Annotated in this window: 19 protein-coding genes; 9 read left to right on the top strand and 10 right to left on the bottom strand. The window is 46.9% G+C overall.

What is annotated here, in order from left to right:
* Positions 1–46 precede the first annotated feature (46 nt).
* Entirely contained in the window at positions 47–397 is a 351-nt protein-coding gene (locus tag AC6I8U_RS07510) for a hypothetical protein (RefSeq protein ID WP_498018200.1), read from the top strand.
* Here the strand turns inward: AC6I8U_RS07510 and AC6I8U_RS07505 are convergent.
* The 6 genes from AC6I8U_RS07505 to AC6I8U_RS07480 all read right to left on the bottom strand — a co-directional run bounded on the left by AC6I8U_RS07505 (position 394) and on the right by AC6I8U_RS07480 (position 9,027).
* Positions 394–2,274, bottom strand: coding sequence for a propionyl-CoA synthetase (locus AC6I8U_RS07505; protein ID WP_498018199.1), 1,881 nt, complete (start codon positions 2,272–2,274; stop codon positions 394–396). The two genes, AC6I8U_RS07510 and AC6I8U_RS07505, sit on opposite strands and share 4 nt — an antisense overlap.
* A 45-nt stretch (positions 2,275–2,319) precedes the next feature.
* Entirely contained in the window at positions 2,320–3,492 is a 1,173-nt protein-coding gene (prpF, locus tag AC6I8U_RS07500) for a 2-methylaconitate cis-trans isomerase PrpF (RefSeq protein ID WP_498018331.1), read from the bottom strand.
* Positions 3,493–3,505: 13 nt separating this feature from the next.
* A complete protein-coding gene (gene acnD / locus AC6I8U_RS07495) occupies positions 3,506–6,100 on the bottom strand; it encodes a Fe/S-dependent 2-methylisocitrate dehydratase AcnD (RefSeq protein ID WP_498018198.1) in 2,595 nt (864 codons plus the stop codon).
* Positions 6,101–6,120: 20 nt separating this feature from the next.
* On the bottom strand, positions 6,121–7,251 hold the full coding sequence (prpC, locus tag AC6I8U_RS07490) for a bifunctional 2-methylcitrate synthase/citrate synthase (RefSeq protein WP_234495928.1): 1,131 nt from the start codon (positions 7,249–7,251) through the stop codon (positions 6,121–6,123).
* A gap of 130 nt (positions 7,252–7,381) precedes the next feature.
* Positions 7,382–8,281: a methylisocitrate lyase gene (gene prpB, locus AC6I8U_RS07485; RefSeq protein ID WP_498018197.1), complete on the bottom strand. Its 900-nt coding sequence runs from the start codon at positions 8,279–8,281 to the stop codon at positions 7,382–7,384.
* A 62-nt stretch (positions 8,282–8,343) separates the two neighbouring features.
* On the bottom strand, positions 8,344–9,027 hold the full coding sequence (locus tag AC6I8U_RS07480; RefSeq protein ID WP_498018196.1) for a GntR family transcriptional regulator: 684 nt from the start codon (positions 9,025–9,027) through the stop codon (positions 8,344–8,346).
* Positions 9,028–9,320: 293 nt separating this feature from the next.
* Here AC6I8U_RS07480 and AC6I8U_RS07475 point away from each other — a divergent pair, with 293 nt between their 5' ends.
* The 3 genes from AC6I8U_RS07475 to AC6I8U_RS07465 all read left to right on the top strand — a co-directional run bounded on the left by AC6I8U_RS07475 (position 9,321) and on the right by AC6I8U_RS07465 (position 12,576).
* On the top strand, positions 9,321–10,295 hold the full coding sequence (locus AC6I8U_RS07475; RefSeq protein WP_042472784.1) for a tripartite tricarboxylate transporter substrate binding protein: 975 nt from the start codon (positions 9,321–9,323) through the stop codon (positions 10,293–10,295).
* A 247-nt stretch (positions 10,296–10,542) separates the two neighbouring features.
* Complete coding sequence (locus AC6I8U_RS07470; protein ID WP_498018195.1) at positions 10,543–11,040, top strand: tripartite tricarboxylate transporter TctB family protein; 498 nt, start codon at positions 10,543–10,545, stop codon at positions 11,038–11,040.
* A gap of 9 nt (positions 11,041–11,049) precedes the next feature.
* Entirely contained in the window at positions 11,050–12,576 is a 1,527-nt protein-coding gene (locus AC6I8U_RS07465; RefSeq protein ID WP_042472783.1) for a tripartite tricarboxylate transporter permease, read from the top strand.
* A gap of 381 nt (positions 12,577–12,957) precedes the next feature.
* Here AC6I8U_RS07465 and AC6I8U_RS07460 read toward each other — a convergent pair whose 3' ends face one another.
* The gene (locus AC6I8U_RS07460; RefSeq protein WP_498018194.1) at positions 12,958–13,641 is read right to left on the bottom strand and encodes a response regulator; all 684 of its coding nucleotides are present in this window, start codon (positions 13,639–13,641) and stop codon (positions 12,958–12,960) included.
* Positions 13,638–15,257, bottom strand: a complete 1,620-nt coding sequence (locus AC6I8U_RS07455; RefSeq protein ID WP_498018193.1) for an ATP-binding protein — start codon at positions 15,255–15,257, stop codon at positions 13,638–13,640. Before AC6I8U_RS07455 ends, AC6I8U_RS07460 begins: the two co-directional genes overlap by 4 nt.
* Before the next feature lie 405 nt (positions 15,258–15,662).
* Here AC6I8U_RS07455 and AC6I8U_RS07450 point away from each other — a divergent pair, with 405 nt between their 5' ends.
* The 5 genes from AC6I8U_RS07450 (at position 15,663) to AC6I8U_RS07430 (ending at position 20,825) form a co-directional block, all read left to right on the top strand.
* On the top strand, positions 15,663–15,902 hold the full coding sequence (locus tag AC6I8U_RS07450; protein ID WP_081935902.1) for a cation transporter: 240 nt from the start codon (positions 15,663–15,665) through the stop codon (positions 15,900–15,902).
* Between the two features lie 197 nt (positions 15,903–16,099).
* A complete protein-coding gene (locus AC6I8U_RS07445) occupies positions 16,100–17,518 on the top strand; it encodes a TolC family protein (RefSeq protein WP_394154442.1) in 1,419 nt (472 codons plus the stop codon).
* Positions 17,515–18,486 carry an HlyD family secretion protein gene (locus AC6I8U_RS07440; RefSeq protein ID WP_498018192.1) on the top strand — a complete coding sequence of 324 codons (972 nt, stop codon included), beginning with the start codon at positions 17,515–17,517 and terminating at the stop codon, positions 18,484–18,486. The genes AC6I8U_RS07445 and AC6I8U_RS07440 overlap by 4 nt, the downstream gene beginning before the upstream one ends.
* 9 nt (positions 18,487–18,495) lie before the next feature.
* Positions 18,496–19,689, top strand: a complete 1,194-nt coding sequence (locus tag AC6I8U_RS07435) for an ABC transporter permease (RefSeq protein ID WP_498018191.1) — start codon at positions 18,496–18,498, stop codon at positions 19,687–19,689.
* Complete coding sequence (locus AC6I8U_RS07430) at positions 19,686–20,825, top strand: ABC transporter permease (RefSeq protein ID WP_498018190.1); 1,140 nt, start codon at positions 19,686–19,688, stop codon at positions 20,823–20,825. Before AC6I8U_RS07435 ends, AC6I8U_RS07430 begins: the two co-directional genes overlap by 4 nt.
* A gap of 129 nt (positions 20,826–20,954) precedes the next feature.
* On the opposite strand, the gene AC6I8U_RS07425 is transcribed toward AC6I8U_RS07430, so the two are convergent.
* Together AC6I8U_RS07425 and AC6I8U_RS07420 are read right to left on the bottom strand one after the other, a co-directional pair.
* Positions 20,955–21,983 carry an IS630 family transposase gene (locus AC6I8U_RS07425; RefSeq protein WP_498018189.1) on the bottom strand — a complete coding sequence of 343 codons (1,029 nt, stop codon included), beginning with the start codon at positions 21,981–21,983 and terminating at the stop codon, positions 20,955–20,957.
* 32 nt (positions 21,984–22,015) lie between these two features.
* Entirely contained in the window at positions 22,016–23,338 is a 1,323-nt protein-coding gene (locus tag AC6I8U_RS07420; protein ID WP_498018188.1) for a dicarboxylate/amino acid:cation symporter, read from the bottom strand.
* Positions 23,339–23,432: the final 94 nt, after the last annotated feature.

Here is a 23,432-nt window from a genome sequence, read left to right as displayed (position 1 = left end):
TTGGGGAAAATATCGCTATACTTAAAGAAAATTATAGGGGATTGTTATGAAGTTTCTGCGCTTTATGCCTTTGTCTTTATTGATTTTCGTCGCAACATTCGGAAGTGGCATAGCTCACGCTGAGCTCCCGCTAAAATGCCAGCTAAATACTACTGCCGACCAGTTTTGGTTCTACCAAGAGCAATTGGTGTTTAAAAGCAGTCAGTTTGTCATTTTTCAAAACTTCAAAGGCAGAGTCGTTACACAAGTCGATCTTAAGACAGGTAAGTTTAGTCGTACCACTTATATCGGAGAACCATTCATTCCGAAATATCAGATGTTGTTTGGTACCTGCGAAGAACCGAACCATGTGCTTAAAATGTGGCACATGAGTTCGGTTAAGATGGACCAACGCTAGTTGGTATGTAGCGCTTTTTCTATTTCAGATAGACTCGCTGGATCATCGATTGTCGACGGTACGGTGTAGCTTTCACCATCGGCAATCTGCCTGATTACGCGGCGCAATATCTTACCTGAACGTGTTTTCGGTAACCTATCCACCACTAGAGCATGTTTAAAGCAAGCAACGGCACCGATTTCAGAACGAACTTTACCAACCAGTTCACTTTCAAGGTCATGACTATCTACTTTCACACCATCTTTAAGTACCACTAAACCAAGCGGAAGTTGCCCTTTGAGGTCATCGTGTACACCCACCACCGCACACTCGGCAATTGCAGGGTGCCCACCGACAATTTCTTCCATCTCACCAGTCGATAGGCGATGCCCAGCCACGTTAATAACGTCGTCGACGCGCCCCATAATAAACAAATAACCTTGGTCATCGAGGTAACCACCATCACCCGAAACGTAGTAGCCTTCAAATTGGCTTAGATATCCGGATTCAAATCGATCGTGGTTGCGCCACACCGTAGTTAAACAGCTCGGTGGCAATGGTCGCTTAAGCGAGACAAAGCCCTGTTGGTTAGGTCCAACTGGCTCCCCTAACTCGTTCAAGATCTCCACTTTAAAGCCTGGGCTCGGTTTCGTTGAAGAACCTGCTTTAATCGGCATTGACTCGATACCTACCGGATTAGAAGAAATGGCCCAACCCGTTTCCGTTTGCCACCAATGGTCAATAACCGGTTTTTGGGTGTGATGCTGAACCCATTCAAGCGTTGGAGGATCGAGCCTTTCCCCCGCCATAAAGATACTTTCTAGAGAGCTTAAGTCGTACTTATCTAGCTCGGCACCCTCAGGGTCCTCTTTCTTGATGGCTCGAAATGCCGTTGGTGCAGAGAAAAGTACCTTAACCTTGTATTCTTCACACACTCGCCAGAAAGCACCGGGATCGGGCGTTCGAACCGGCTTACCTTCAAACAGAATTGAAGTACAACCATGAATCAAAGGTGCGTAAACAATGTATGAGTGCCCTACTACCCAACCGACATCCGACGCTGCCCAAAAGACACCATCAGTCGGCATATTGTAAATCGCACTCATAGAGTACTTCATGGCAACCGCGTGGCCACCGTTATCACGCACCACGCCTTTCGGCTTACCTGTGGTGCCAGAAGTGTAGAGTATGTAGAGTGGATCGGTTGCCAACACGGGTACACAATCGTGTGGAAGTGCCTTTTGATATTCATCTCCCCAATCTAGATCGCGCTCCTGATTTAGCTCAGCAACACATTGAGGTCTTTGCAAGACAAACACTTTTTCTGGCTTCCATCGACTATCCATAATGGCTTGGTCGACAAGTGGCTTGTACGGCAGCACCTTATTGATTTCGATACCACAAGACGCCGTCATGATGACCTTCGGCTCCGCATCTTCGATTCGCACCGCGAGTTCGTTCGGAGCAAAGCCTCCAAACACAACAGAGTGGATAGCCCCCAGGCGTGCACATGCCAGCATCGCCATCGCCGCTTCTGGAATCATAGGCATGTATATAATAACGCGGTCACCTTTCACCACACCTTGAGCAGCAAGCATACCCGCTATTTTGGCGACCTTATCGCGCATTTCTTGGTAGCTATAGCGCTGTTTCGTCCCTGTTACCGGTGAATCATAAATGAGTGCAGTGTTATCACCTCGCCCCTGCTCACAGTGATAGTCAAGTGCTAGCCAAGACGTATTCATAACGCCATCGGGATACCAACGGTCGATACCGTTATCATCTTTCGCTAAGATCGTTTTTGGCGCTTCAAACCAATCAATTTTGCTTGCTTGGTGCTCCCAAAATGACTCAGGTTGCTGCTCTGCCCATTGATACTCTTTTTGGTATGCAGACATAATGCGTCCTCCAGTATGTCTCTAAATTAGTAAACGTCTTTTCACTCAAAACGTATCTGACGGTACACGAACCCAACCTTCCATAAGGATCCTTGCACTTCTGCTCATGATTGCTCTGTCTACTGACCAACTGTCATTAGACTTCGATGCCACCGCACCTACTTTAAGTGTCCCTGAGGGATGCCCAAACGTGACACCATCACGTACGCCGCCACCAGCGGCGATATTAACCACCGTACCCTCGACAGCAGCGGCACAGGCAATGGCAACCGCTGCGGTACCCATCATGGCATGGTGTAATTTTCCCATCGACATGGCTCTTACTAATAGGTCGACGTCGTCTACTTGGATAGGTTTATTACTTGAGGATGTGTAATTTTTCGGCTTAGACACAAACGCAATTTTTGGTGTATGTTGCCTTGTTGCCGCCTCCTCCAGCGAATCGATTAGCCCCATTTTCAACGCTCCATGAGCACGGATGGTTTCAAACTTTTTAAGCCAATCATCCGAACCATTGATATCTTCTTGTAGCTCTGTTCCTTTAAGACCCAACTCAGATGCATCAATGAAAATGGTTGGGATACCTGCACTTATCATGGTGGCATTAAACGTCCCAATATCTGGCACATCTAGGTCATCGATTAAATTACCCGTCGGGAACATGGAACCTTCACTGCTACTAGGGTCGATAAACTCTACGGCAATTTCTGCTGCAGGAAATGTCACACCATCTAGCAAGAAATCACCAAGCTCTTGCACCTCACCATCAACCATAGGGACTTTCGCGACTATGGTCTTCTGGATGTTCGCCTGCCAGATTCTCACTTCGGCTAAACCGTTTTCCGGGAGCTTGTCTTTACTGATAAGGCCGCTGTGTATCGCAAAAGGGCCTACTGCGGCGGATAGATTGCCGCAGTTACCGCTCCAATCAACAAAGGCTTTGTCTATTGCAACCTGCCCAAATAGATAGTCAATATCGTGACCCTCTTTACTGCTTTTTGAGATGATCACAGTTTTGCTAGTACTGGAGGTTGCGCCGCCCATGCCATCAATCTGTTTCGCATAAGGATCAGGACTACCAATGACGCGCATGAGTAACTGATCTCTCGCCGCTCCTGATACTTGCGCCTCTTCAGGTAAGTCCGTTAGGTTGAAGAAAACACCTTTGCTGGTGCCACCTCGCATGTAAGTTGCAGGAACTCTGATTTGTTTCGTCATCATTAAGTCCCTCCTATTTCGCGAGAAAGTCTTGCGCGAAACGCTGCAGTACGCCGCCAGATGAATACACCGCTACTTCATCTGCTGTATCAAGACGACAAGTGACGGCAATGTCTAACTTTTCACCGTTAGATCTTGTAACCACCAGCGCTAAATCACAGCCAGGAGCGATATCACCAACCACATCGTAGGTTTCAGTTCCGTCTAACCCTAAGGTATTGCGATCCGTACCCTCTTTAAATTGCAGAGGGAGCACACCCATGCCGACTAGATTAGTGCGATGGATACGTTCAAAGCCTTCGGCGACTATCGCTTCTACACCAGCCAGTCGTACACCTTTTGCAGCCCAATCTCTTGAAGAACCCTGACCATAATCTGCCCCCGCAACAATGATGAGTGGTTGCTTGCGCGTCATATAGGTTTCTATCGCTTCCCACATCCGCGTCACTTTGCCCTCAGGCTCAACTCGAGCTAAAGAGCCTTGGACGGTTTCTCCATTCTCACGCACCATTTCATTAAACAGTTTCGGGTTAGCGAACGTTGCGCGCTGCGCAGTCAAGTGGTCACCTCGGTGAGTGGCATAAGAGTTATAGTCTTCTTCAGGCACCCCCATACTTGTGAGATATTCACCCGCTGCACTGGACGCTAAGATAGCGTTAGATGGCGACAAATGGTCAGTGGTAATGTTATCTCCAAGAATGGCCAGCGGTCTCATGCCACTTAACGTTCTAGGCTTGGCAAGTGCCCCTTCCCAGTATGGTGGGCGGCGAATATAGGTGCTCTTTTCACGCCAGTCGTATAGTGGTTCTGAGTTGGCTTGCTCATCATTAACCTTAAACATCTGCAAGTAGACTTGATTAAATTGCTCAGGCTTAACGTGAGTATTCACAACCGCGTCAATCTCTTCATCGCTTGGCCAAATATCATTGAGGTATATCGGCTTACCAGACGCATCGAAACCGAGCGCATCGCGTTCAATGTCAAAGCGGATGGTGCCCGCAATGGCATAGGCCACAACCAAAGGTGGCGACGCTAAAAACGCTTGTTTTGCATAAGGGTGAATGCGTCCGTCAAAGTTACGGTTGCCAGAGAGGACTGCCGTCGTATATAGGTCGTTATCTATGATTTCTTGCTGAATTTTCGGGTCCAATGCACCGCTCATACCATTACAAGTCGTACAGGCGTAAGCGACTATCCCGAAGCCTAGCTTCTCCAATTCAGGCAACAAGCCAGACTCTTGTAAGTAAAGTTTTGCCACCTTAGAGCCCGGAGCAAAGGACGATTTAACCCAAGGTTTGCGTAACAAGCCGAGCTGATTTGCCTTCTTCGCAATCAATCCAGCAGCGACAACGTTGCGGGGATTACTGGTATTCGTGCAAGACGTAATGGCTGCGATAATTACCGCGCCGTCTGGCATCTTATCGTCTTGTAGCTGCCACTCGCCTGCGATGCCTTGTTGATTGAGCTCAGCGGTTGGCAATCGTCGATGAGGATTAGACGGACCAGCTAAAGTGCGCTCTACCTTAGACAAATCAAACTCTAGGACTCGCTCATACTCAGCGTTTTCTAACTCACCAGCCCACAGCCCAGTTTGCTTTGCGTATTGCTCGACAAGTTTAACTTGTTCGTCATCTCTACCCGTTAACTTCAGATAGTTAATAGTTTGCTCGTCGATATAGAACATACCCGCTGACGCGCCATACTCAGGCGTCATGTTAGAAATCGTTGCTCGGTCACCAATCGTGAGCTGCTTAGTGCCTTCTCCAAAGAACTCCAAGTAACTGGAGACGACTTTTTGGGATCTCAAAAACTCAGTCAGGGCCAAAACGATATCGGTCGCCGTGATACCCGGTTGACGTTCGCCGGTGAGTTTTACCCCCACAATATCAGGCAAGCGCATCATTGAAGGTCTACCCAACATCACGGTTTCAGCTTCTAGCCCACCAACACCAATTGCGATAACACCAAGCGCGTCTACGTGAGGCGTATGGCTGTCGGTGCCGACACACGTATCTGGGTATGCCACCCCATTTTTGACCTGAACTACTGGAGAGAGCTTTTCTAAATTAATCTGGTGCATAATGCCATTACCCGCAGGAACGACACTCACGTTTTCAAACGCGGTTTTACACCATTCAATAAAGTGGAATCGATCTTCGTTTCGGCGCTCTTCAACCGCTCGGTTTTTCTCAAACGCATCGGGGTCAAAACCCGCGTGCTCGACCGCTAGCGAATGGTCTACGATTAGCTGCGTTTCAACCACTGGGTTGACGGCAGCTGGATCGCCTCCTTGACTTGCTATGGCATCACGCAGGCCAGCTAAATCAACCAGCGCGGTTTGTCCTAATATATCGTGACAAACGACTCGCGCCGGATACCAAGGAAAATCCTTGTCTCTTTTCCTATAGATGAGCTGAGACAAGCATGCCTCAAGCTCAGACGGTTCACAGCGATGAACTAAGTTTTCAGCAAGGATTTTCGCCGTGTAAGGCAGGCGTTCATACGCGCCTGCTTCTATATCATTAACGGCAGCCTGGGCATCAAAGTAATCGAGTTGCGTACCAGGTAGCGGTTTTCGATATTGGTAATTTATAGTGTTTTTCGACATGCTCACATCCTCACACCGTGCTAGTCACGCGCCTCGATTGGTGTCCACTCTCTTGCTTCTGGACCATCATAGTCTGCACTCGGACGAATGATTCGATTGTTCGCACGCTGCTCGTAAACATGTGCAGCCCAACCTGTGAGTCGACTCATCACGAAAATCGGCGTAAACAACTTAGTTGGGATATCCATGAAGTGATAAGCAGAAGCATGGAAGAAATCCGCGTTACAAAACAGTCCTTTTTCACGTTTCATCACGGCTTCTACGCGCACAGAAACGTCATACAGATAGGTATCGCCGACTTCTTGGGATAGTGCTTTTGACCAACGCTTAATCAGAGCATTTCGGGGATCGCTTTCGCGGTAGATAGCGTGTCCGAATCCCATGATTTTGTCCTTGTTAGCAAGCATCTGCATGATGTTCGCTTCTGCTTCATCCGCGCTTCGCCAATCTTGAATCATATCCATAGCCGCTTCGTTTGCTCCACCATGCAAAGGACCACGCAAAGTGCCAATAGCGGCAGTGATACAGGAGTGAATGTCAGACAAGGTTGATGCGCAAACGCGCGCCGCGAATGTAGAGGCATTAAACTCATGTTCTGCATACAAGATCAGTGAGCAGTGCATCACCTTCTTGTGCGTTTCTGAAGGCGCTTTGTCAGTGAGCATTTTTAGGAAATAACCGCCGATACAATCTTCACTTTGGTCAGCGGTATCAATACGCACACCGTCATGACTAAAACGATACCAATAACAGATAATGGCAGGAAACAGCGCCAACATGCGCTCAGTTGCTTTCTCTTGGTCTGAGAAATCAAGCTCCTGCTCTAGATTACCCAACACGGAACAACCTGTTCGCATTACATCCATCGGATGCGCGTCAGCAGGAATTAACTCCAGTGCCTGTTTAAGCGGCTCAGGTAAGCCACGCAATCCGACTAGAATCGTCTTGTAATCGTCCAGTTCTTTTTGGTTGGGGAGATGTCCGCGCAATAGCAAGTGCGCAACCTCTTCAAACTGCGCGTTGTTGGCTAGATCGGTAATGTCGTAACCACGATAGGTTAACCCCGTTCCAGATTTACCCACAGTACACAGTGATGTCGTACCTGCACTTTGACCTCGTAGACCTGCTCCACCGATGGCTGAATTAGGCATGTTGAACTCCTTTTCCCGCGTTTGCCCTTCTTGGGTCTTTTAATGCGGTGTTTCGTTATTGGATTAAAAAGTAGGTTTAAATTATTTTTCTTGGACTTCCGACTTGTTGCTCATTTTTGAAATCAGCTAATTAGGACTTGTTATCAGCAAAGAGCTGATCCAATTTATCCTCGTAGCTGTGATAGTTGAGATGTTCATAAAGCTCAGCTCGCGTCTGCATTTGTGACGTCAACGCCTCTTGATTACCCACAGATAACAAATGTTGATACACATTTTCCGCCGCTTTGTTCATTGCTCTGAACGCTGACAATGGATAGAGCACCATATCAACACCAACACTTGCTAATTCTTCACAGCCAAATAGCGGTGTCTGACCAAACTCAGTGATGTTGGCGAGAATAGGAACATCTTTTCCCGTCGCTTGTGACAATGCCGATTTGAACTGCTTGTAATGATCGAGCGAGGTCATAGCTTCTGGGAAAATCATATCTGCCCCTGCTTCAACGCAGGCAATAGCACGCTCAATCGCTTTATCCATCCCTTCGACGGCAAGCGCATCTGTACGCGCCATGATTACAAAACTCTGATCGGTTTTCGCATCGACCGCCGCTTTTACACGGTCGACCATTTCCTGCTGCGACACGATGGCTTTATTGGGTCGATGACCACATCGTTTCTGAGCGACCTGGTCTTCAATATGGACAGCGGCCGCCCCTGCTTTCTCCATCGCTTTGATCGTGCGTGCAATATTAAAAGCACCACCAAATCCGGTGTCGATATCAACAAGTAGTGGTAAATCGCAAGCATTAGTAATTCGCTCTACATCTACCAGTACATCGTTGAGAGTTGTAATACCTAAATCTGGCAAACCGTACGAAGCATTGGCGATACCACCCCCAGAGAGGTAAATGGCTTGATGACCGACGTTTTTAGCCATCATGGCGCAGTACGGATTGACTGTACCTACAACTTGTAAAGGGCTTCCATTAGTGACGGCGTCACGAAATAATTGACCTGGTGAAGCTGACATGCTTGTCTCCTTGTCCTTTTTGTTGTCGGCATTCATTTCACGTATGTCGACATTCACGTTATCTAGTTAAGGTTTTGTTCTATCAAGGCTTTGCTGCGTGAGATATGTCTTCTCATTAATAACTCAGCCAACTCTTGGTCACGGTTTTTTATCGCATCCAAGATGAATAAGTGCTCTTTTAAAGCAGCCTCTGGTCTCGATTGAGTCCTAGGTGATTGATAGCGATACATTCGAAGCAAGTGATAGAGCTCATTGCACAACAAATGAACCAACTGGCTATTTTGACTGGCTTTAATAATTCGATAATGAAAGTCAAAATCGCCGTGTTGATGAAAATAAGAAGCCCCTGACACTTCATCAATATGTTCAGAGTGTCTGCCAAGAAGCTTTTCTAGCTCGGCGACTTCCTTGTCACTGATATGTGTCGCTGCTAATCTTGCCGCCATTCCCTCAAGGGCCTCGCGCACAGAGTAAAGCTCGACCAACTTTTGCTGCGATAGGGTGATCACTCGAGCTCCGACATGTGGGATTCGCTCTATTAGCCCGAGCCCTTCCAATCTCATGATTGCCTCGCGCAAAGGGCCACGACTTACCTCAAATCGCTTTGCAAGCTCAGGCTCAGAGATTTTACTGCCTGACTCAATGCGTCCCTCTACGATCTCTTCAATCAATCGTTCTGTTAAATTTTCTGACTTCGTCCCCTCTTTTAACGGGAGTTCATCATTCATTGCTAGTTCAACGCTCATTTCGACACTTACCTACGCCGCCAACAACATTGTTGACAATAATTACTAAGTAATGACTATTTAAGCAGCCCCAAGTTCAAATTTCAATCATATTGTCGACAATATAGACTAATGTCTAACGTTAACGTCAACCTGTGAACTTTATGAACAATATTCAGCTAATGCGCTTTATCCTCAATATCTGCACTTTATTGAGGCGACATTAACATTTGCATAACCTTTGACTAACCCAAAGAGGTCACGCCAGCTCCCTCATACTGGCGGACAACAAAGTCAACATAAGGAACGTGAACATGTTTAAGGCACTAAAACCTACCCTCGCAGCGTCAATCGTTGCAGCTACCCTTTCATTTGGCAGCTATGCCGCTGATCTCGAGAAGATTCACTTCTTGATTCCGGGTGGTGCTGGTGGTGGTTGGGATATGACTGCACGCGGTACTGGTGACGTTTTGGTGAAAGCAGATATTGTCGACAATGTCTCTTTCCAAAATCTATCTGGTGGCGGCGGCGGTAAAGCCATTGCTCACCTGATTGAAACGGCCGAGCGTCAAGAAGACACGCTAATGGTCAACTCTACTCCTATCGTCGTTCGCTCTCTGACCGGTGTATTTCCACAGTCATTCCGAGATCTAACTCCAGTAGCCGCTACTATTGCGGACTATGGTGCGATCGTTGCACCTGCAGATTCCCCGTATAACACATGGGAAGATGTGGTTGCAGATTTCAAAGAGAACCCACGTAAAGTGAAGATCGCTGGTGGTTCAGCACGAGGTAGTATGGACCACCTTGTCGTTGCAGCAGCCTTTAAAGGCGAAGGGTTTGACGCTAAAAAAGTTCGCTACATTGCCTATGATGCGGGCGGCAAAGCGATGGCTGCTCTACTATCTGGCGAGACACAACTACTGTCGACAGGTCTGGGTGAAGTTCTTGAGATGTCGAAATCTGGACAAGTTAAAGTTCTTGCGGTTACCGCTCCTAAACGCTTAGAGGCAGCTCCAGATATTCCAACGCTAACGGAATACGGCAATGAAACCGTATTTGCCAACTGGCGTGGTTTCTTCGCTGCGCCTAACGCTAGCGAAGAGAAAGTGAAAGAGTGGACTGCCGCACTGTCGAAAATGTACACCACTGATGAATGGGCTGTTGTTCGTGACCGCAATGGCTGGATCGACAACTACAAGCCTGATCAAGATTTCTATAAGTTCCTCGAAGACCAAGAGAAACAGATGGGTGCATTGATGACCGAGCTTGGCTTCTTAAACAAGTAAACCGCTTAAGTACTTAAGCTTAGTGGAGGAGCATCGCTCCTCCTATTACCAATTTTGCCGTATATAAGAGGCAGTTTTGAATCCTTCAGTTCACAATTGTCCACACTTGCAGTACTGCCCCCTTAATCTCCTGGGGATAGGTTTATCTGGGTAGACCCACTTTGTCCTGAGTTTGTTTATCCGCTTGGTCGCCACTCAACGACCCCTTATATACGGTCTTTTCTCTATTCACTATTTGGAGTGAGTTATGTCTGATTTCACCTCAAAGCTGTTCACGAAAGAGAACCTGCTGTCTCGTGATCGTGTAGGTGCGATGATATTTTTGATTCTGTGCTTGTGCTATGGATACCAAACATCGTTAATTCCCATGTTCCCTGGGGATGAGTACGAACCCTTTACTGCTCGAACTCTGCCAACCATATTGACCTTTGTTGGTATTGGTCTGTCTGTTTTGTTATTGATTACTGGTCAGCCTGATCAGAAAAGTGCGGTCGAAGCCTCTTTTAACTGGAAACTACTCATTGGTTTCTTGGTTCTAATGGCGGGTTATGGATTAGGTCTCAGCTACCTTGGCTTTGTATTGTCAACCAGCTTTTTCCTATTGGCGGGATTCTATTTATTAGGTGAGCGCAGAAAACCCATTTTGTTTGGCGCATCGTTCCCATTTGTCATCGGCTTTTATCTTTTACTCACTCAAGGTCTGGATATCTATCTAGAACCTGGACTCATCTTCACGATTTGGTAGGACACCATTATGTTAGACGGAATTTTACAAGGTCTCTCGACGGCGGTCATGCCGATGAACATCATGATGGTCATCGTTGGTTGCTTTGTGGGTACATTTATCGGCATGCTTCCAGGGCTTGGTCCGATTTCAGCTATTGCTCTGATGATCCCTATTACGTACGGGCTTGATCCTTCATCAGGTCTTATATTGATGGCAGGTGTGTATTACGGTGCCGTTTTTGGAGGCTCGACCTCATCAATTTTAATTAATGCACCGGGCTGTTCTTCAACGGTAGTTACCGCTTTTGATGGCTACCCTATGGCTCAGAAAGGTCAAGCAGGTAAAGCCCTAGCCCTCGCAGCTTACTCATCGTTTACCGGTGGTACGTTGTCAGCGATCATGCTGTTGTTTGCAGCTCCAGCACTGGCAAAAGTGTCGCTTAGCTTCCAATCTTCTGACTATTTTGCACTGATGCTTCTTGGTTTATCTGCGGTTGCCGCTTTTGCAGGTAAAGGTCAGGTGCTGAAAGCATGGATGATGGTAGTACTTGGACTCATGCTCTCTACCGTTGGTATTGATAAAGGGGTTGGCGTTGAGCGTTTCACCTTTGGTCTCACCGACCTAATGGATGGATTTAGCTTCCTGCTACTAGCGATGGCTACCTTCGCTCTGGGTGAAACCTTAATGGGCATACTCAAGCCACAACAAGATACTCGCCAAGATGAACAGAAAAAGCTGAGTGATATCGGCAGCATGAAAGTAACCAAAGAAGAAGTCAAAGAAGTGGCGCCTGTTTCTATTCGCTCTTCTATTCTTGGTTTCTTCACTGGCGTACTCCCTGGCGCGGGTGCGACAATTGCCGCTTTCCTCTCTTATGGTATGGAGCGCAACCTTGCACCAAAAGATAAGCGTGAAGAGTTTGGTAAGGGTAGCATTCGAGGCTTGGTTGCCCCAGAATCAGCTAACAATGCCGCATCAAGTGGCTCATTCGTACCACTGCTAACACTGGGTATTCCGGGTTCTGGTACTACAGCAATCATGCTGGGTGCGTTGATTGCTTATGGCATCCAACCAGGTCCACGTCTGTTTGTCGAACACCCTGATGTCTTTTGGTCGGTCATCATTTCGATGTACTTTGGTAACATTGTCCTAGTGATTTTGAATCTACCGCTGATTCCTTATATCTCTAAACTGTTGGCGGTTCCGAGAACTGTCCTGCTACCAATGATTTTGTTCTTCTCGATCACGGGTGTTTACCTAGTTTCATTCAACACTATGGATGTATTTATCATGTTGTTGATTGCAATGGGTGCGATAGCATTACGACTCGCGAACTTCCCACTTGCCCCGCTACTGCTCGGCTTTATCCTAGGTGGCTTGATGGAAGAGAACCTTCGACGTGCACTTATGATTAGTGATGGTGAGCTGAGCTTCTTGTGGGAACGTCCTATAACGATGACGTTTACGGTACTTGCGGTATTGGTACTTGTGGGTCCAGCGCTGCTGTCTGTGGTTAAGAAGTGGTTCAATCAGCCGAAGAAGGTTGAGTCATAGAGAAGTGGTTACTGTTTGCTCCTTCCCTAACTAAGGGGAGACTAGGTGGAGAGGAAACACGAAGGCTAAATCGAGCTGCAGGCGCAAGTTGTAAGTCCGCTTTACCCCCTCTAGCTCCCCCTTATCAAGGGGGAGAACAATAGGCTAGCTCCTATCGTCACATCGCCTTTTTAGTTAGCTACGCGACAGCGAGCACTGGCTCCTCCCCTTGCTAAGGGGAGGCTGGGAGGGGTGGGAACGCGGACGCCAAACCGAGTTACAGGCGCTAATTGTAGGTCCGCTTTACCCCCTCTAACTCCCCCTTATTAAGGGGGAGAACTAAAGGCTAGCTCCTAACGTCGCATCGCCTATTTTTGTTGAGTGATAAACAGCAAGCTCCTGTTAATGCTGCCTCCGATAACAACGCTCCGGTCTGCCTACCGACCCGTAATTTACGTCAGCTTCAAGCTCCCCAGTACCAATTAAGAACTCCAGGTAGCGTCTCGCGGTAGTACGGCTGGCACCAATACACTCCCCTGCTTCATCGGCTGTATATAGGTTGTCTTCTTTGAAAAGTGCTCGTATTTTCTCTAGGGTAACGCCGTCGATTCCTTTTGGTAAACGCTGCTCGGAGCTCGATTCAGAGCTATTCGCTTGCATCATCTCATCAACTAAAGACTGGTTAAGACCGTCAGCGTCATGCAGCTTTGCCGTCCTCTTCTGGTATTTTTTAAGAGCAGCTTCTAACCGTGGAAACATCACTGGTTTCAGTAGATAATCAATCACACCACCACGCATAGCATGTTGCAATGTCTCGACATCGCGTGCAGCGGTAATCAGTATCACATCGCACTCTTGGTTCAGCGAACGAATATGGGTCAAAATTTCAATGCCTGTTCCATCTGGTAAATAGACGTCTAACATCACAAGTTCGGGTTCTAGAACCTCTAGTTGCATTTCTGCGTCGGCTTTCGAGGTCGCAATACCAACCACTTCAAAACCACCCATCTGTTCTAGATAACGGCGATGTAGTTCTGCGATCTTAAGATCGTCTTCTATTATCATGACTCGAGTTAAGTCACTCATGCTAATCCATCCTTCGGAATATAAATGGTCACGCGCGTGCCCATGGTGTCGTTTTCTATCATTTCTAGCTGCCCTTGGTATCTTTCTGTGAGTTGTTTGACCAAGAACAGCCCTACACCACGATTGTGTGCCGATTTACTCGATACACCTCGCGTCGTCAATGCATCAACATCAAGGTGTTTGGGTAAACCACATCCCTTGTCTGATACTTCTAATATAATCTCGTTGCCAAAATCACTGATCGACACCTCTATATGAGCGCGCTCAAAACGCTCATTAGGCGCGGCTTTTATTGCCGATTGTGTGGCTTCGAACGAATTGTCGATCAAGTTACCCAAAATAGTGACGAGGTCATCAGCATTAATGCTTTCTGGTAAAGGCTCAAGCCTAGACTCTTCGTCAACAAGCAATGACAAGCCAATCTCTCGAGCCCGCTCTGTTTTACCAAGCAACATACCTGCAATAAGCGGGTCTTTTACTGTTTCTCTCAAAAACTCAATAAGCTGCTGATAGTGCTCAGTTTCTTGACCTATCAAGCTTTGAACCGCTTCGACTTCACCCATTTGTACTAAACCACTAATGGTATTGAGCTTATTGCGATGTTCGTGCGTTTGTGAACGCAGCATCTCTGCATAGGCTTTAGTCTGAGAGAGCTGGTCGGTTAGTTCGCTAATCTCATCTCTTAGCCGGAAGCTCGACACGGCTCCTATTACTTTACCGTCAACAAGAATCGGACTGCGGTTCGCAACAATTCGCTGCTGATTTAAGTACAACTCAATATCGTGGTCAGTTTCTTGACTGTCGATCAAAGACTGAAGGTCTGAGTTCGGTAGAACGCGGGTTAAAGGCTGATTCATCACCTTTTCTTTTGTGAGTCCCAAGATCTCACAAGCACTGGTATTAATGGAACGAAGTACACCATGGGTATCAATACTGATCACACCCTCTTTAATGGTGCTCATGGTGACATCAAGCTCACCATAGAGTCGACCAATCTCCTCTGGTTCGAAACCAAGAATAGCTTTTTGGAAACGTCGTGAGATGAAATAAGAGATGATAGCGTTGGCAATCAAAACGAGTATTGCCATGCCTATCAAGAACAGCAGATATGGCTCGATTCTATCTTGCAATCGGTCGAGCAAATAACCTACAGAGACAACACCGATAACATTACCATCTTCGTCGAAAACGGCGGCTTTGCCTCGAACCGATTTACCAAGGGAGCCTTCTGCGAACGAGACGTAAGACTTTCCATGGATAAGCGCAAGATCATTATCTCCCCCTTTCATCGGTAGACCAATTCGCTCATCAATAGGGTGAATTAGACGAATACCATCTTTGTCACCAATCACAATAAAGGCTGCACCAATCATCTCGGTAAGGCCTCGATAGCGTGCTTGCATCAGGGACGATGTGTCGTACTGAATCATGTGGATTACGGAAGAGGATTGGGCGAGAAATGTGGCAACGCCTTTAGCCTTAAGCCCCATTTCCTCTTCTTGAGATTGTTTAATGTAACTAAATCCCGCTAACGTCAAGACAAGCAACTGCAGCAATCCCGACACTGTCATGATAATCAGCATTCGGTATCGAAAACTTATCTGGTTCCATTTCATGTTCACTCTCCCTGAGACAAACACTGTAACAGTGCCGTAACATGACGGCATCTCTGCGAATGTGGTTCTGTGAACTCCTAGGCTATTTTCGAATGATTAATGATTCTCAACGTACGTTAACATCAAGTTACACACTCAAATCGTTTCATGGCTGTTCACTCTTTAACCCGATCAAGATCACATCATTTTTAGATTAATTTTAGAACTATCGTCTACCACTTTCGTATAGTATGAGGTGTCAGTTGACTAGGTTGAATCTCGGCTGCCCCGAACTCTGAGATTCTGGACGCGTTAATAAGATGTTACTAGTCGTAGGCCATCGGGCCAGACAATAAAAATAAAATAGCAATGAAGCAGTAATAACCGTAACCAATAATTACTAGAACTATGATAAGGGAATAGATTATGGAACGTGACTGTTTTGGAATTTGCCTAGATAGGGCTTTGCTGTCGCGCAATCGACGTGCAACCTTTACGCATGTGAGGGCTTACCAAACCACTAACTCGCCTGAGGACGACTTAGATCAAGACGTTCAAGTCTCGTTCGCTTCTCCTCAAATGTCGGGTAGCGAAGTGTTAAAAGCACTTCTTAAATCAAAACACTTATTGTGGCGGGCCGGTTATGTCTGTCCCTCCCACGATTAATTGTTTAATTCGCTAGCAAAAAGCAAAGTCTCTCCTGGCTTTGCTTTTTTTCGTTCTAATTTTCTCCTTCAATAAATGCGAAAAAACAGAGACATACACACGCTATTAGTGAAATACCAACTATATTTAGGTTATTGCACACCATTTTATTAGAGCATATACTCTAGATAATTTTTTAACATCGGTTTGGAGCATTCATGAAGATCAAGTCCCTGCCATTGGCTTTGGGCGCTTTGCTAGGAACGCTTTCACTTAGCAGCTTAGCTGCAGAAGTCTCTTTTGATGAAGCATGGCAACTGCTTCAGCAGAACAACAATTCACTAGCAGCGCAGCGCGCGAACGTAGAGCGATATGGCCACTTAAAAGACGCTTCAAGCAGTCTCAACCTTCCTAAAGTAACGGTAGGAGCAAACTATACTCGCCTCGATCAAGACGTCACGCTAAACGGTCAGCAATTTGCAGATAGTTTGAGTGGTGTACCCAATATTCCTGGTTTAGGACAAGCTCTTGGTAACTTGCTTGGTGGCGTGACTTCTACACTTGAGCACAAAGATATTTTCAGCTCCTCTATTCGTGCCGTCTGGCCTATATTCACTGGTGGTCGTATTACGGCGGCGCAAACCGCGGCTGAAGGTAAAAAAGAAGAGGCGCAAAGCCAACTCGCGATGGAAGTACAAGCGCGCTATGAAGATCTCAGCAAATACTACTTCAGTGTCATCTTGGCAAAAAACGTCGTCGATACTCGTATGGCGGTGGAAAAAGGACTAACCAAGCACCGTGATTTCGCGATCAAGCTTGAAGAGCAAGGTCAAATCGCACGTGTCGAGCGTTTACAAGCCGAGGCATCCCTTGATAAGGCGGTAGTCGAGCGTAAAAAAGCCGAACACAGCCTAAACATCGCACAGGCCGCGCTTACACAAGTTTTGGGCCAGACCGAAACCGTTGAACCCCGTGATGAGTTATTTATCAATCGAAACCTGCCACCTCTAGATGCATTTGTCGATCAAACTCTGGACACCTACCCTGGTCTTGCCATTCTTGATGCAAAAGAGAAACAAGCAAGCAGCTTGATGAAGGCAGAGAAAGGCAAATACTATCCTGAAGTCTATGCCTACGGTGACTACAGTCTATATCACGGAGACTCCCTAACCAGTCAGCTTAAACCCGATTGGCTTGTAGGTATTGGCGTTAGCGTTCCTCTGCTTGAAAACACGGGTCGCAGTGAACAAATGAAAGCGGCAAACAGCGCGGTTTCTCAAGTGCAGTTTTTGCGTAAACAAGCACGTCAAGATCTTAGCGTGCTCGTTGAGAAAACCTACCTAGAAGCGCAGCAAGCTTTAGACGAAGTTCAGGGGTTAAACTCAAGCATCCAACTGGCGCAGGAAAACCTAAAACTGCGTCAAAAGGCCTTTTCACAAGGCCTAGGCCGTTCGCTCGACGTAGTTGATGCAGAGCTGTATCTCGCCAGTATAAAAACTCAACAGGATGCTGCAAGCTTCCAATACCTATTATCACTCAACAAACTTCTCGCACTTTCTAGTGAGATGAACAACTTTGCTACGTACAAACATAACGCAGTTACCCCTGCACAACTAAGAACTGAGGACGCATCATGAACAAGGTAAAACCGGCACTAGTGACATTAGGCGCTGTAGCTGTAATTGGCTGGGTTGGCTACAAGTTCTTTGATGCTTACCAAACACCACCTCTTCGTATTCAAGGTCAAATAGAATCACAGCAGTACAGCATCTCATCTAAGGTACCTGGTCGTATCGATGAGGTGATGGTACGTAAAGGCGATAATGTGTCTGAAGGACAGCTTATCTTTACGATTCACAGCCCAGAAATTGAAGCCAAGCTTGAGCAAGCGGTTGCTGGCCAAAAAGCAGCTGGCGCATTAGCGAAAGAGGCAGAAATTGGCGCAAGACAACAGCAGATTCAAGCGGCAGAAGATCAATGGCGTAAAGCGAAAGCGGCTGCTGCATTGATGGAAAAAACTTATCTGCGCGTCAATAACCTTTATAAAGATGGCGTCGTTGCTGAGCAAAAGCGTGACGAAGCACTAACGCAGTGGCAAGCAGCAAAATATACCGAAAGCGCAGCATATCAGATGTTCCAGATGACGAAAGAAGGTGCACGTGACGAAACTAAGCTAGCAGCCGCAGAAAAAGCACGTATGGCCGCGGGTGCCGTGGCAGAAGTAGAAGCGTATGCTGCCGATACCCAAATCCATTCTTGGTTTGATGGTGAAGTATCTCAAGTGTTACTTCACAGCGGTGAACTCGCACCACAAGGATTCCCTGTGGTGACTGTTATTGATACGAAAGATACCTGGGCCGTGCTGAATGTACGTGAAGACGCATTAAACCGGTTCGAGAAAGGCAGCGAGTTTGAAGCGTACGTCCCAGCACTCGATGAGTCAGTCACGTTCAAAGTCACACACGTTGCAGTGATGGGTGATTTTGCAACCTGGCGTTCTACTGATGCGACGCAAGGCTTTGATCTGCGCACATTTGAGGTTGAAGCTCGACCGTTAGATAACGTGAAGCTTCGTATGGGTATGAGTTTGGTCGTAGAACTGTAAGGCTCGGTTATGTCTCAAACTTCACCTACTCTCTCTATTGCTTCTCGCAGAAAGCTAGTAAAGAGTCACTTTCGTAGCCAGTGGCACCTACTCAGACATGACAAATGGTTATTGTCATGTCTTACATGGGTGCCCATTTTGCTCTGCTTGTCTATTTACTGGATCTTCTCTCAAGGGATAGCAAGCAACCTTCCGATTGGTGTTGTCGATCAGAGCAAAAGCACCTTGTCGCAAAAGCTCATTCGAAATTATGATGCGACATCAATGCTCAGTGTTGACCACCAATATGAAGATATTGGTCAGGCGAGGCAGGCTTTAGTCGAGGGCGACATCTATGCCATTTTGTACGTGCCACCGGGTTTCGATAAGGCGATAGTGAGATCCGTATCTCCTCAGGTCACTCTGTTCTACAACAGTCAGTACATACTTGTCGGACGACTAATTAACTCTGCAGCATTGCAAGCCCAAGGGACATTTAATGCCCAAGTAGAAGTTGTGAAAGCACTCTCAAAAGGCAACACGACGGGCGCGGCTGCCTTCGGCAAAGCCGTTTCCGTCAGAACGCAGATAACGCCCCTGTTTAACAAGGGTACCAACTACGCTCAGTTTCTGGTGACCGCGATTGTCCCTGCCATTTGGCAGATAGCCATCGTGTCATTTACCGTGCTCGCGTTAAGTGCAAATTATCGAGTAGCAGGCATTGCTCCGTGGTTAGGTAAAGGGAGTATTGTTAGAAACCTCAGTAATACGTTGTTTCCCTACTTTGTTTGGTTTGCATTGCTAGGGTTAGCGTTTCTCATCTGGTTCTATGACTTAATTGGCTGGCCAATGGAAGGAAGCTGGACAGTGTTGATTTTTGCTCAGCTGGTCACGACTGTAGCTTGTATGATCATGGGGGCGCTGTTCTTTTTCTTAACTTGTGATGCTGCTAGGGCCATGAGCTTCGCTGGCGCCTTCACTGCACCTAGTTTCGCGTTTATGGGCATCACCTTCCCTGCTACTGATATGGGTCCGCTCGCTGTTTTTTGGCGCGAGCTGTTGCCTATTAGTCACTACATTGAGGTTCAGGTGAGTCAAGCAAGTTACGGTGTTCATGCGGCGCAATCGCTGGCCCATCTAGTACCTTTAATTGGCTACATTATTCCACTCGCGCTCACCGTTATGCTGATCAAAAAGCATCTAGCTAAGGAGTTATCAGCATGACCTTGTTAGAACACATTAAACTTGAACTCAAAGCAGTTCTCACTAATCCCGTGGTTGTTTTGACGGTATTTGGCGGAGTCATATTCTATTCGTTTCTCTACCCTCTTCCTTACAGTCAGCAGACACCAAGAGAGCAACCAATTTCAGTCGTCAATCTCGACCAAAGCCAAACGAGTTTCCAACTCGAGCGCATGGTCGACGCCACTCCGAATGTCCAAGTGGTACAGCGCGACCACACTATCGAACAAGCAAAGCAAGCTTTCATCAACGGTGAAATCACAGGATTTCTGGTTATCCCTGAGCATTTCTACAAAGATCTTATGTTGGGTAAGAGTCCGGTATTAGCATATGCGGGCGATGCATCGTTGTTCTTGGTTTACGGCACTGTGGTCGAAGGGTTAGCGCAAGCGGGCGGGACATTAGCGGCAAAGGCTAAGGTTTCAAAGCTTTTGATTGATGGTGTACCGCTTGAGTTAGCGAGTCAGCAATACTCGGCAACTCGGCTCAATGCAAAACCCACATTTAACCCTCGTATGGGGTATGTAGATTATGTCGTCCCAGCGGTATTTGTGTTGATACTGCAACAGACGCTGGCCATGGCATCTGGACTGGTTGGTGGGACGCAACGTCAAGGCAAAGGCTATTGGAGCTCACAGTCTGTATTGTCTGTTATCGCAGTTAGAAGCTTTGTACTCACCGTCATCTACTATCTGCTGGGTATGTTCTATTTTGGTGCCAGCTTTAGTATGTATGGGATTAGCACGCTCGCCAATCCATTCGAAATTCTCACTTTAATGCTACCGTTCTTTTTAACGTCATGCTTTATTGGGATTTTCCTAGGAGCGCTAACGCCTCGCAGAGAGTTGGTGACTGTCCTTGTGTTGATTAGCTCTATGCCTTTAATCTTTTCTGCAGGCTTTATCTGGCCCACTGAAATGCTTCCAGTACCAATGCAATGGTTCGCAGCAGCCTTCCCTACTCAAGCGGCTATCAGCGGGTTCTTGAAGCTAAATCAAATGGGAGCAGATTGGACTCAGATTCGAGGTGATTGGACGCAGCTTTGGGTGCTTACCGTTGTTTGGGGAGCGCTTGCAGCTTGGTGCTTCAAGAAATGCCGGTACAGTGCAGTAGATTGATAGCACCTTCAATGAGTCATCGACAACAATTGATAACATAAGCAAAAGGGCCAGTGAATATCCACTGGCCCTTTCTTTATCTGCTGATTTGTTATCTGCTAAGTAGAAGTCTAAATTAGCTATACCCGTTCAACTTGAAGATGCAGGTTCCAGTAACTGAAAGTTATCCGTAATTCTGGATGTGAGTGAGCCTGCAACCTTTGGTAAAGTCACATTGAAAAACTCTTTAATCGCAGATGTGAATGTCGCTTTTGTGGGGAAGTAAATGTTATTCCTCACATGCTCATTCATCACTTTCCAAAGCCGCTCTATTGGGTTTAAGTTTGGGCTATATGGGGGTAAGTAATGAAGGTCGATGTTGAGTACTTTCGCAGCGTCTTTCACTAATTCGGTTCGGTGATAGGCTGCTCCATCTAAGACAAGGTGTATCTTCTGCTCTAGTGGATAGTGCTCTTTCTTTAGTTTCCAGAAAAAGTGAACAATGCTCTCACTGTTGATGGTGTCATACGTCTCAGTGACTGTTGCGCCAATGTCTTCCAGTGGCAGAGCACCGATTAGATTCAGGCGTGTGCGGCTACCCGTTGTTTCGATGAGCTTGTCCTGACCTTTTCGAATCCAGCCATAGCTGAGCTTTGTCGACTGAGTTGGATGGACAGCATCCATAAACAATACAGGGGCTTCGCTCGGCTTAAGAACGTTATTGTAATACTCGACAAAGGCTTGCTGCATTTCTGGGCAGAACTTATGAGGCACACCCTTGGGTTTCTTGTATGAAAATCCATTGTGATGTAACCATTTATTCATACCTGCTACGCTGTAGTGAATACCAAATTCTGCTTCTACATAGGCGACGATTTGATGAGTATGAAAGTAAGTGTTCTCAGCCAAATGCTCGGTTAGGCGGATGGTGTGAGCAGCAGAAAGCTTGCTTTGGCTTCCACCATTTTCAGGCTTGAGTTTTTCAGAGAGCACGTAGTCGCTTAGGTGACGTGCAACAGTCGATTCGTGAATGCGAAGAGCTTGAGAAATCATCGCCTGACTCCAACCTTCAGACGCAAGTAAAACCGCTTTGATGCGGTCACGCACTCGACCATCACGAGTGGAATCGTGCATCTCTTCGAGTTGTAGCTTCTGTTGGGGAGTCAGTATTATTTTCATGGTGCGTAGCATGATCCTCATTTCAAGAAAAATCAAGCATCTTCAATGATCACGGGTATATGCACTAGCTCAACTTTTTCTTCTTTCTCACCAGCTGCTGGGTCGTTGAACTTCTCTACATCTAGAGAACCCTCAGACTTAGCCACGATACACGTTACCGCGCTATCACCAGTGATGTTAACCGCAGTACGGATCATATCAAGTAGACGGTCAACACCCATGATAAGAGCGATACCTTCTAGTGGCAGACCTACTTGGTTTAGTACCATCGCCAGCATGATGAGACCAACACCAGGAACACCCGCTGTACCGATAGACGCCAACGTAGCGGTCAAGATAACCGTCAGGTAATCACCCATAGTGAGGTCAATGTTAAATGCCTGAGCAATAAACGCCGTCGCGACACCCTGCATGATAGCCGTACCATCCATGTTGATGGTCGCACCGAGTGGGATAGTGAACGAAGAAACCTTGTTATCAACACCAAGACGGTTTTGAGCCGTTTCCATCGTCACAGGAATTGTTGCGTTTGAAGAAGCCGTTGAGAAAGCAAACATTACTGCATCTTCCATCTTCTTCAGGAACGTAATTGGGCTTAGACCTGTGAACGACTTAAGCATCACGCTGTATGTCACTAGACCGTGTAGAAGCAGCGTTGCTGTAAGTACTAAGAAGTACTCTGCTAGGTTAAAGATGGCACTTAGACCAAGACCTGTGAATAGCTTCGCCATTAGGAAGAACACACCGTAAGGTGCGATGTTCATCAGCAAAGCGACCAGTTTCATGATCACTTCATTGAGGTCACGGAAAACTGATGCGATGCGCTCACCAGGCTCACCGGCTGCACTGATAGCGATACCAAACAGAACCGCGAACACGATTACCTGAAGGGTTTTACCTTCAGCCATCGCACTGATCGGGTTGGTTGGGAACATATCGATAATAACTTGTCCCAGAGATGGGGCTTCAGCAGCAGCGAATGAACTTGCCGCGGTTAGGTCAGCACCGGCACCTGGTTGGAACACAGTACCCATTGTTAGGGCTAGCGTGATAGCGACTGCAGTTGTCGCGACGTAAAACAGAACGGTTTTACCACCTAAACGGCCGAGCGTGGTGACGTCTTTAAGAGAGCTGGTACCGCAAACTAGTGATACAAATACCAGTGGGACAACGAGCATTTTCAAGCTGGCGATAAAGACTTGACCACCAACCTCGAAAAGACCGTTTACAATGTATGCGTCTACAAATCCGTTCTCAGCAAATAGACCTCGAATAGCGAAGCCTGTCAAAATACCTGCAACCATACCGATGATCACTCGAGATGTCAGTGACATTGGTTTCTTGGCGTTAGTCATAATTACTCCTTATTTTTATAACGCTTCTTGATGGAGTCATCAAAAGCCGGAGCAGATTAGCAGCACAAACTAGTTGATTAGAATCATAAATTTG

The sequence above is a fragment of the Vibrio sp. KUL80 genome, assembly GCF_059725495.1.
Note: the sequence above shows the minus strand (reverse complement) of the source record. Positions and strands in the feature narration are given on the sequence as shown.

What these genes read in the sequence shown, in the direction of transcription:
- AC6I8U_RS07445 (WP_394154442.1), top strand. Translation starts at nt 16,100, where the DNA reads ATGAAGATCAAGTCCCTGCCATTGGCTTTGGGCGCTTTGCTAGGAACG.
- AC6I8U_RS07425 (WP_498018189.1), bottom strand. Translation starts at nt 21,983, where the DNA reads ATGAAAATAATACTGACTCCCCAACAGAAGCTACAACTCGAAGAGATG.
- AC6I8U_RS07480 (WP_498018196.1), bottom strand. Translation starts at nt 9,027, where the DNA reads ATGAGCGTTGAACTAGCAATGAATGATGAACTCCCGTTAAAAGAGGGG.
- AC6I8U_RS07470 (WP_498018195.1), top strand. Translation starts at nt 10,543, where the DNA reads ATGTCTGATTTCACCTCAAAGCTGTTCACGAAAGAGAACCTGCTGTCT.
- AC6I8U_RS07475 (WP_042472784.1), top strand. Translation starts at nt 9,321, where the DNA reads ATGTTTAAGGCACTAAAACCTACCCTCGCAGCGTCAATCGTTGCAGCT.
- AC6I8U_RS07430 (WP_498018190.1), top strand. Translation starts at nt 19,686, where the DNA reads ATGACCTTGTTAGAACACATTAAACTTGAACTCAAAGCAGTTCTCACT.
- AC6I8U_RS07420 (WP_498018188.1), bottom strand. Translation starts at nt 23,338, where the DNA reads ATGACTAACGCCAAGAAACCAATGTCACTGACATCTCGAGTGATCATC.
- prpF (WP_498018331.1), bottom strand. Translation starts at nt 3,492, where the DNA reads ATGACGAAACAAATCAGAGTTCCTGCAACTTACATGCGAGGTGGCACC.
- AC6I8U_RS07435 (WP_498018191.1), top strand. Translation starts at nt 18,496, where the DNA reads ATGTCTCAAACTTCACCTACTCTCTCTATTGCTTCTCGCAGAAAGCTA.
- prpB (WP_498018197.1), bottom strand. Translation starts at nt 8,281, where the DNA reads ATGTCAGCTTCACCAGGTCAATTATTTCGTGACGCCGTCACTAATGGA.
- AC6I8U_RS07510 (WP_498018200.1), top strand. Translation starts at nt 47, where the DNA reads ATGAAGTTTCTGCGCTTTATGCCTTTGTCTTTATTGATTTTCGTCGCA.
- prpC (WP_234495928.1), bottom strand. Translation starts at nt 7,251, where the DNA reads ATGCCTAATTCAGCCATCGGTGGAGCAGGTCTACGAGGTCAAAGTGCA.
- AC6I8U_RS07440 (WP_498018192.1), top strand. Translation starts at nt 17,515, where the DNA reads ATGAACAAGGTAAAACCGGCACTAGTGACATTAGGCGCTGTAGCTGTA.
- AC6I8U_RS07450 (WP_081935902.1), top strand. Translation starts at nt 15,663, where the DNA reads ATGGAACGTGACTGTTTTGGAATTTGCCTAGATAGGGCTTTGCTGTCG.
- AC6I8U_RS07460 (WP_498018194.1), bottom strand. Translation starts at nt 13,641, where the DNA reads ATGAGTGACTTAACTCGAGTCATGATAATAGAAGACGATCTTAAGATC.
- AC6I8U_RS07505 (WP_498018199.1), bottom strand. Translation starts at nt 2,274, where the DNA reads ATGTCTGCATACCAAAAAGAGTATCAATGGGCAGAGCAGCAACCTGAG.
- AC6I8U_RS07455 (WP_498018193.1), bottom strand. Translation starts at nt 15,257, where the DNA reads ATGAAATGGAACCAGATAAGTTTTCGATACCGAATGCTGATTATCATG.
- AC6I8U_RS07465 (WP_042472783.1), top strand. Translation starts at nt 11,050, where the DNA reads ATGTTAGACGGAATTTTACAAGGTCTCTCGACGGCGGTCATGCCGATG.
- acnD (WP_498018198.1), bottom strand. Translation starts at nt 6,100, where the DNA reads ATGTCGAAAAACACTATAAATTACCAATATCGAAAACCGCTACCTGGT.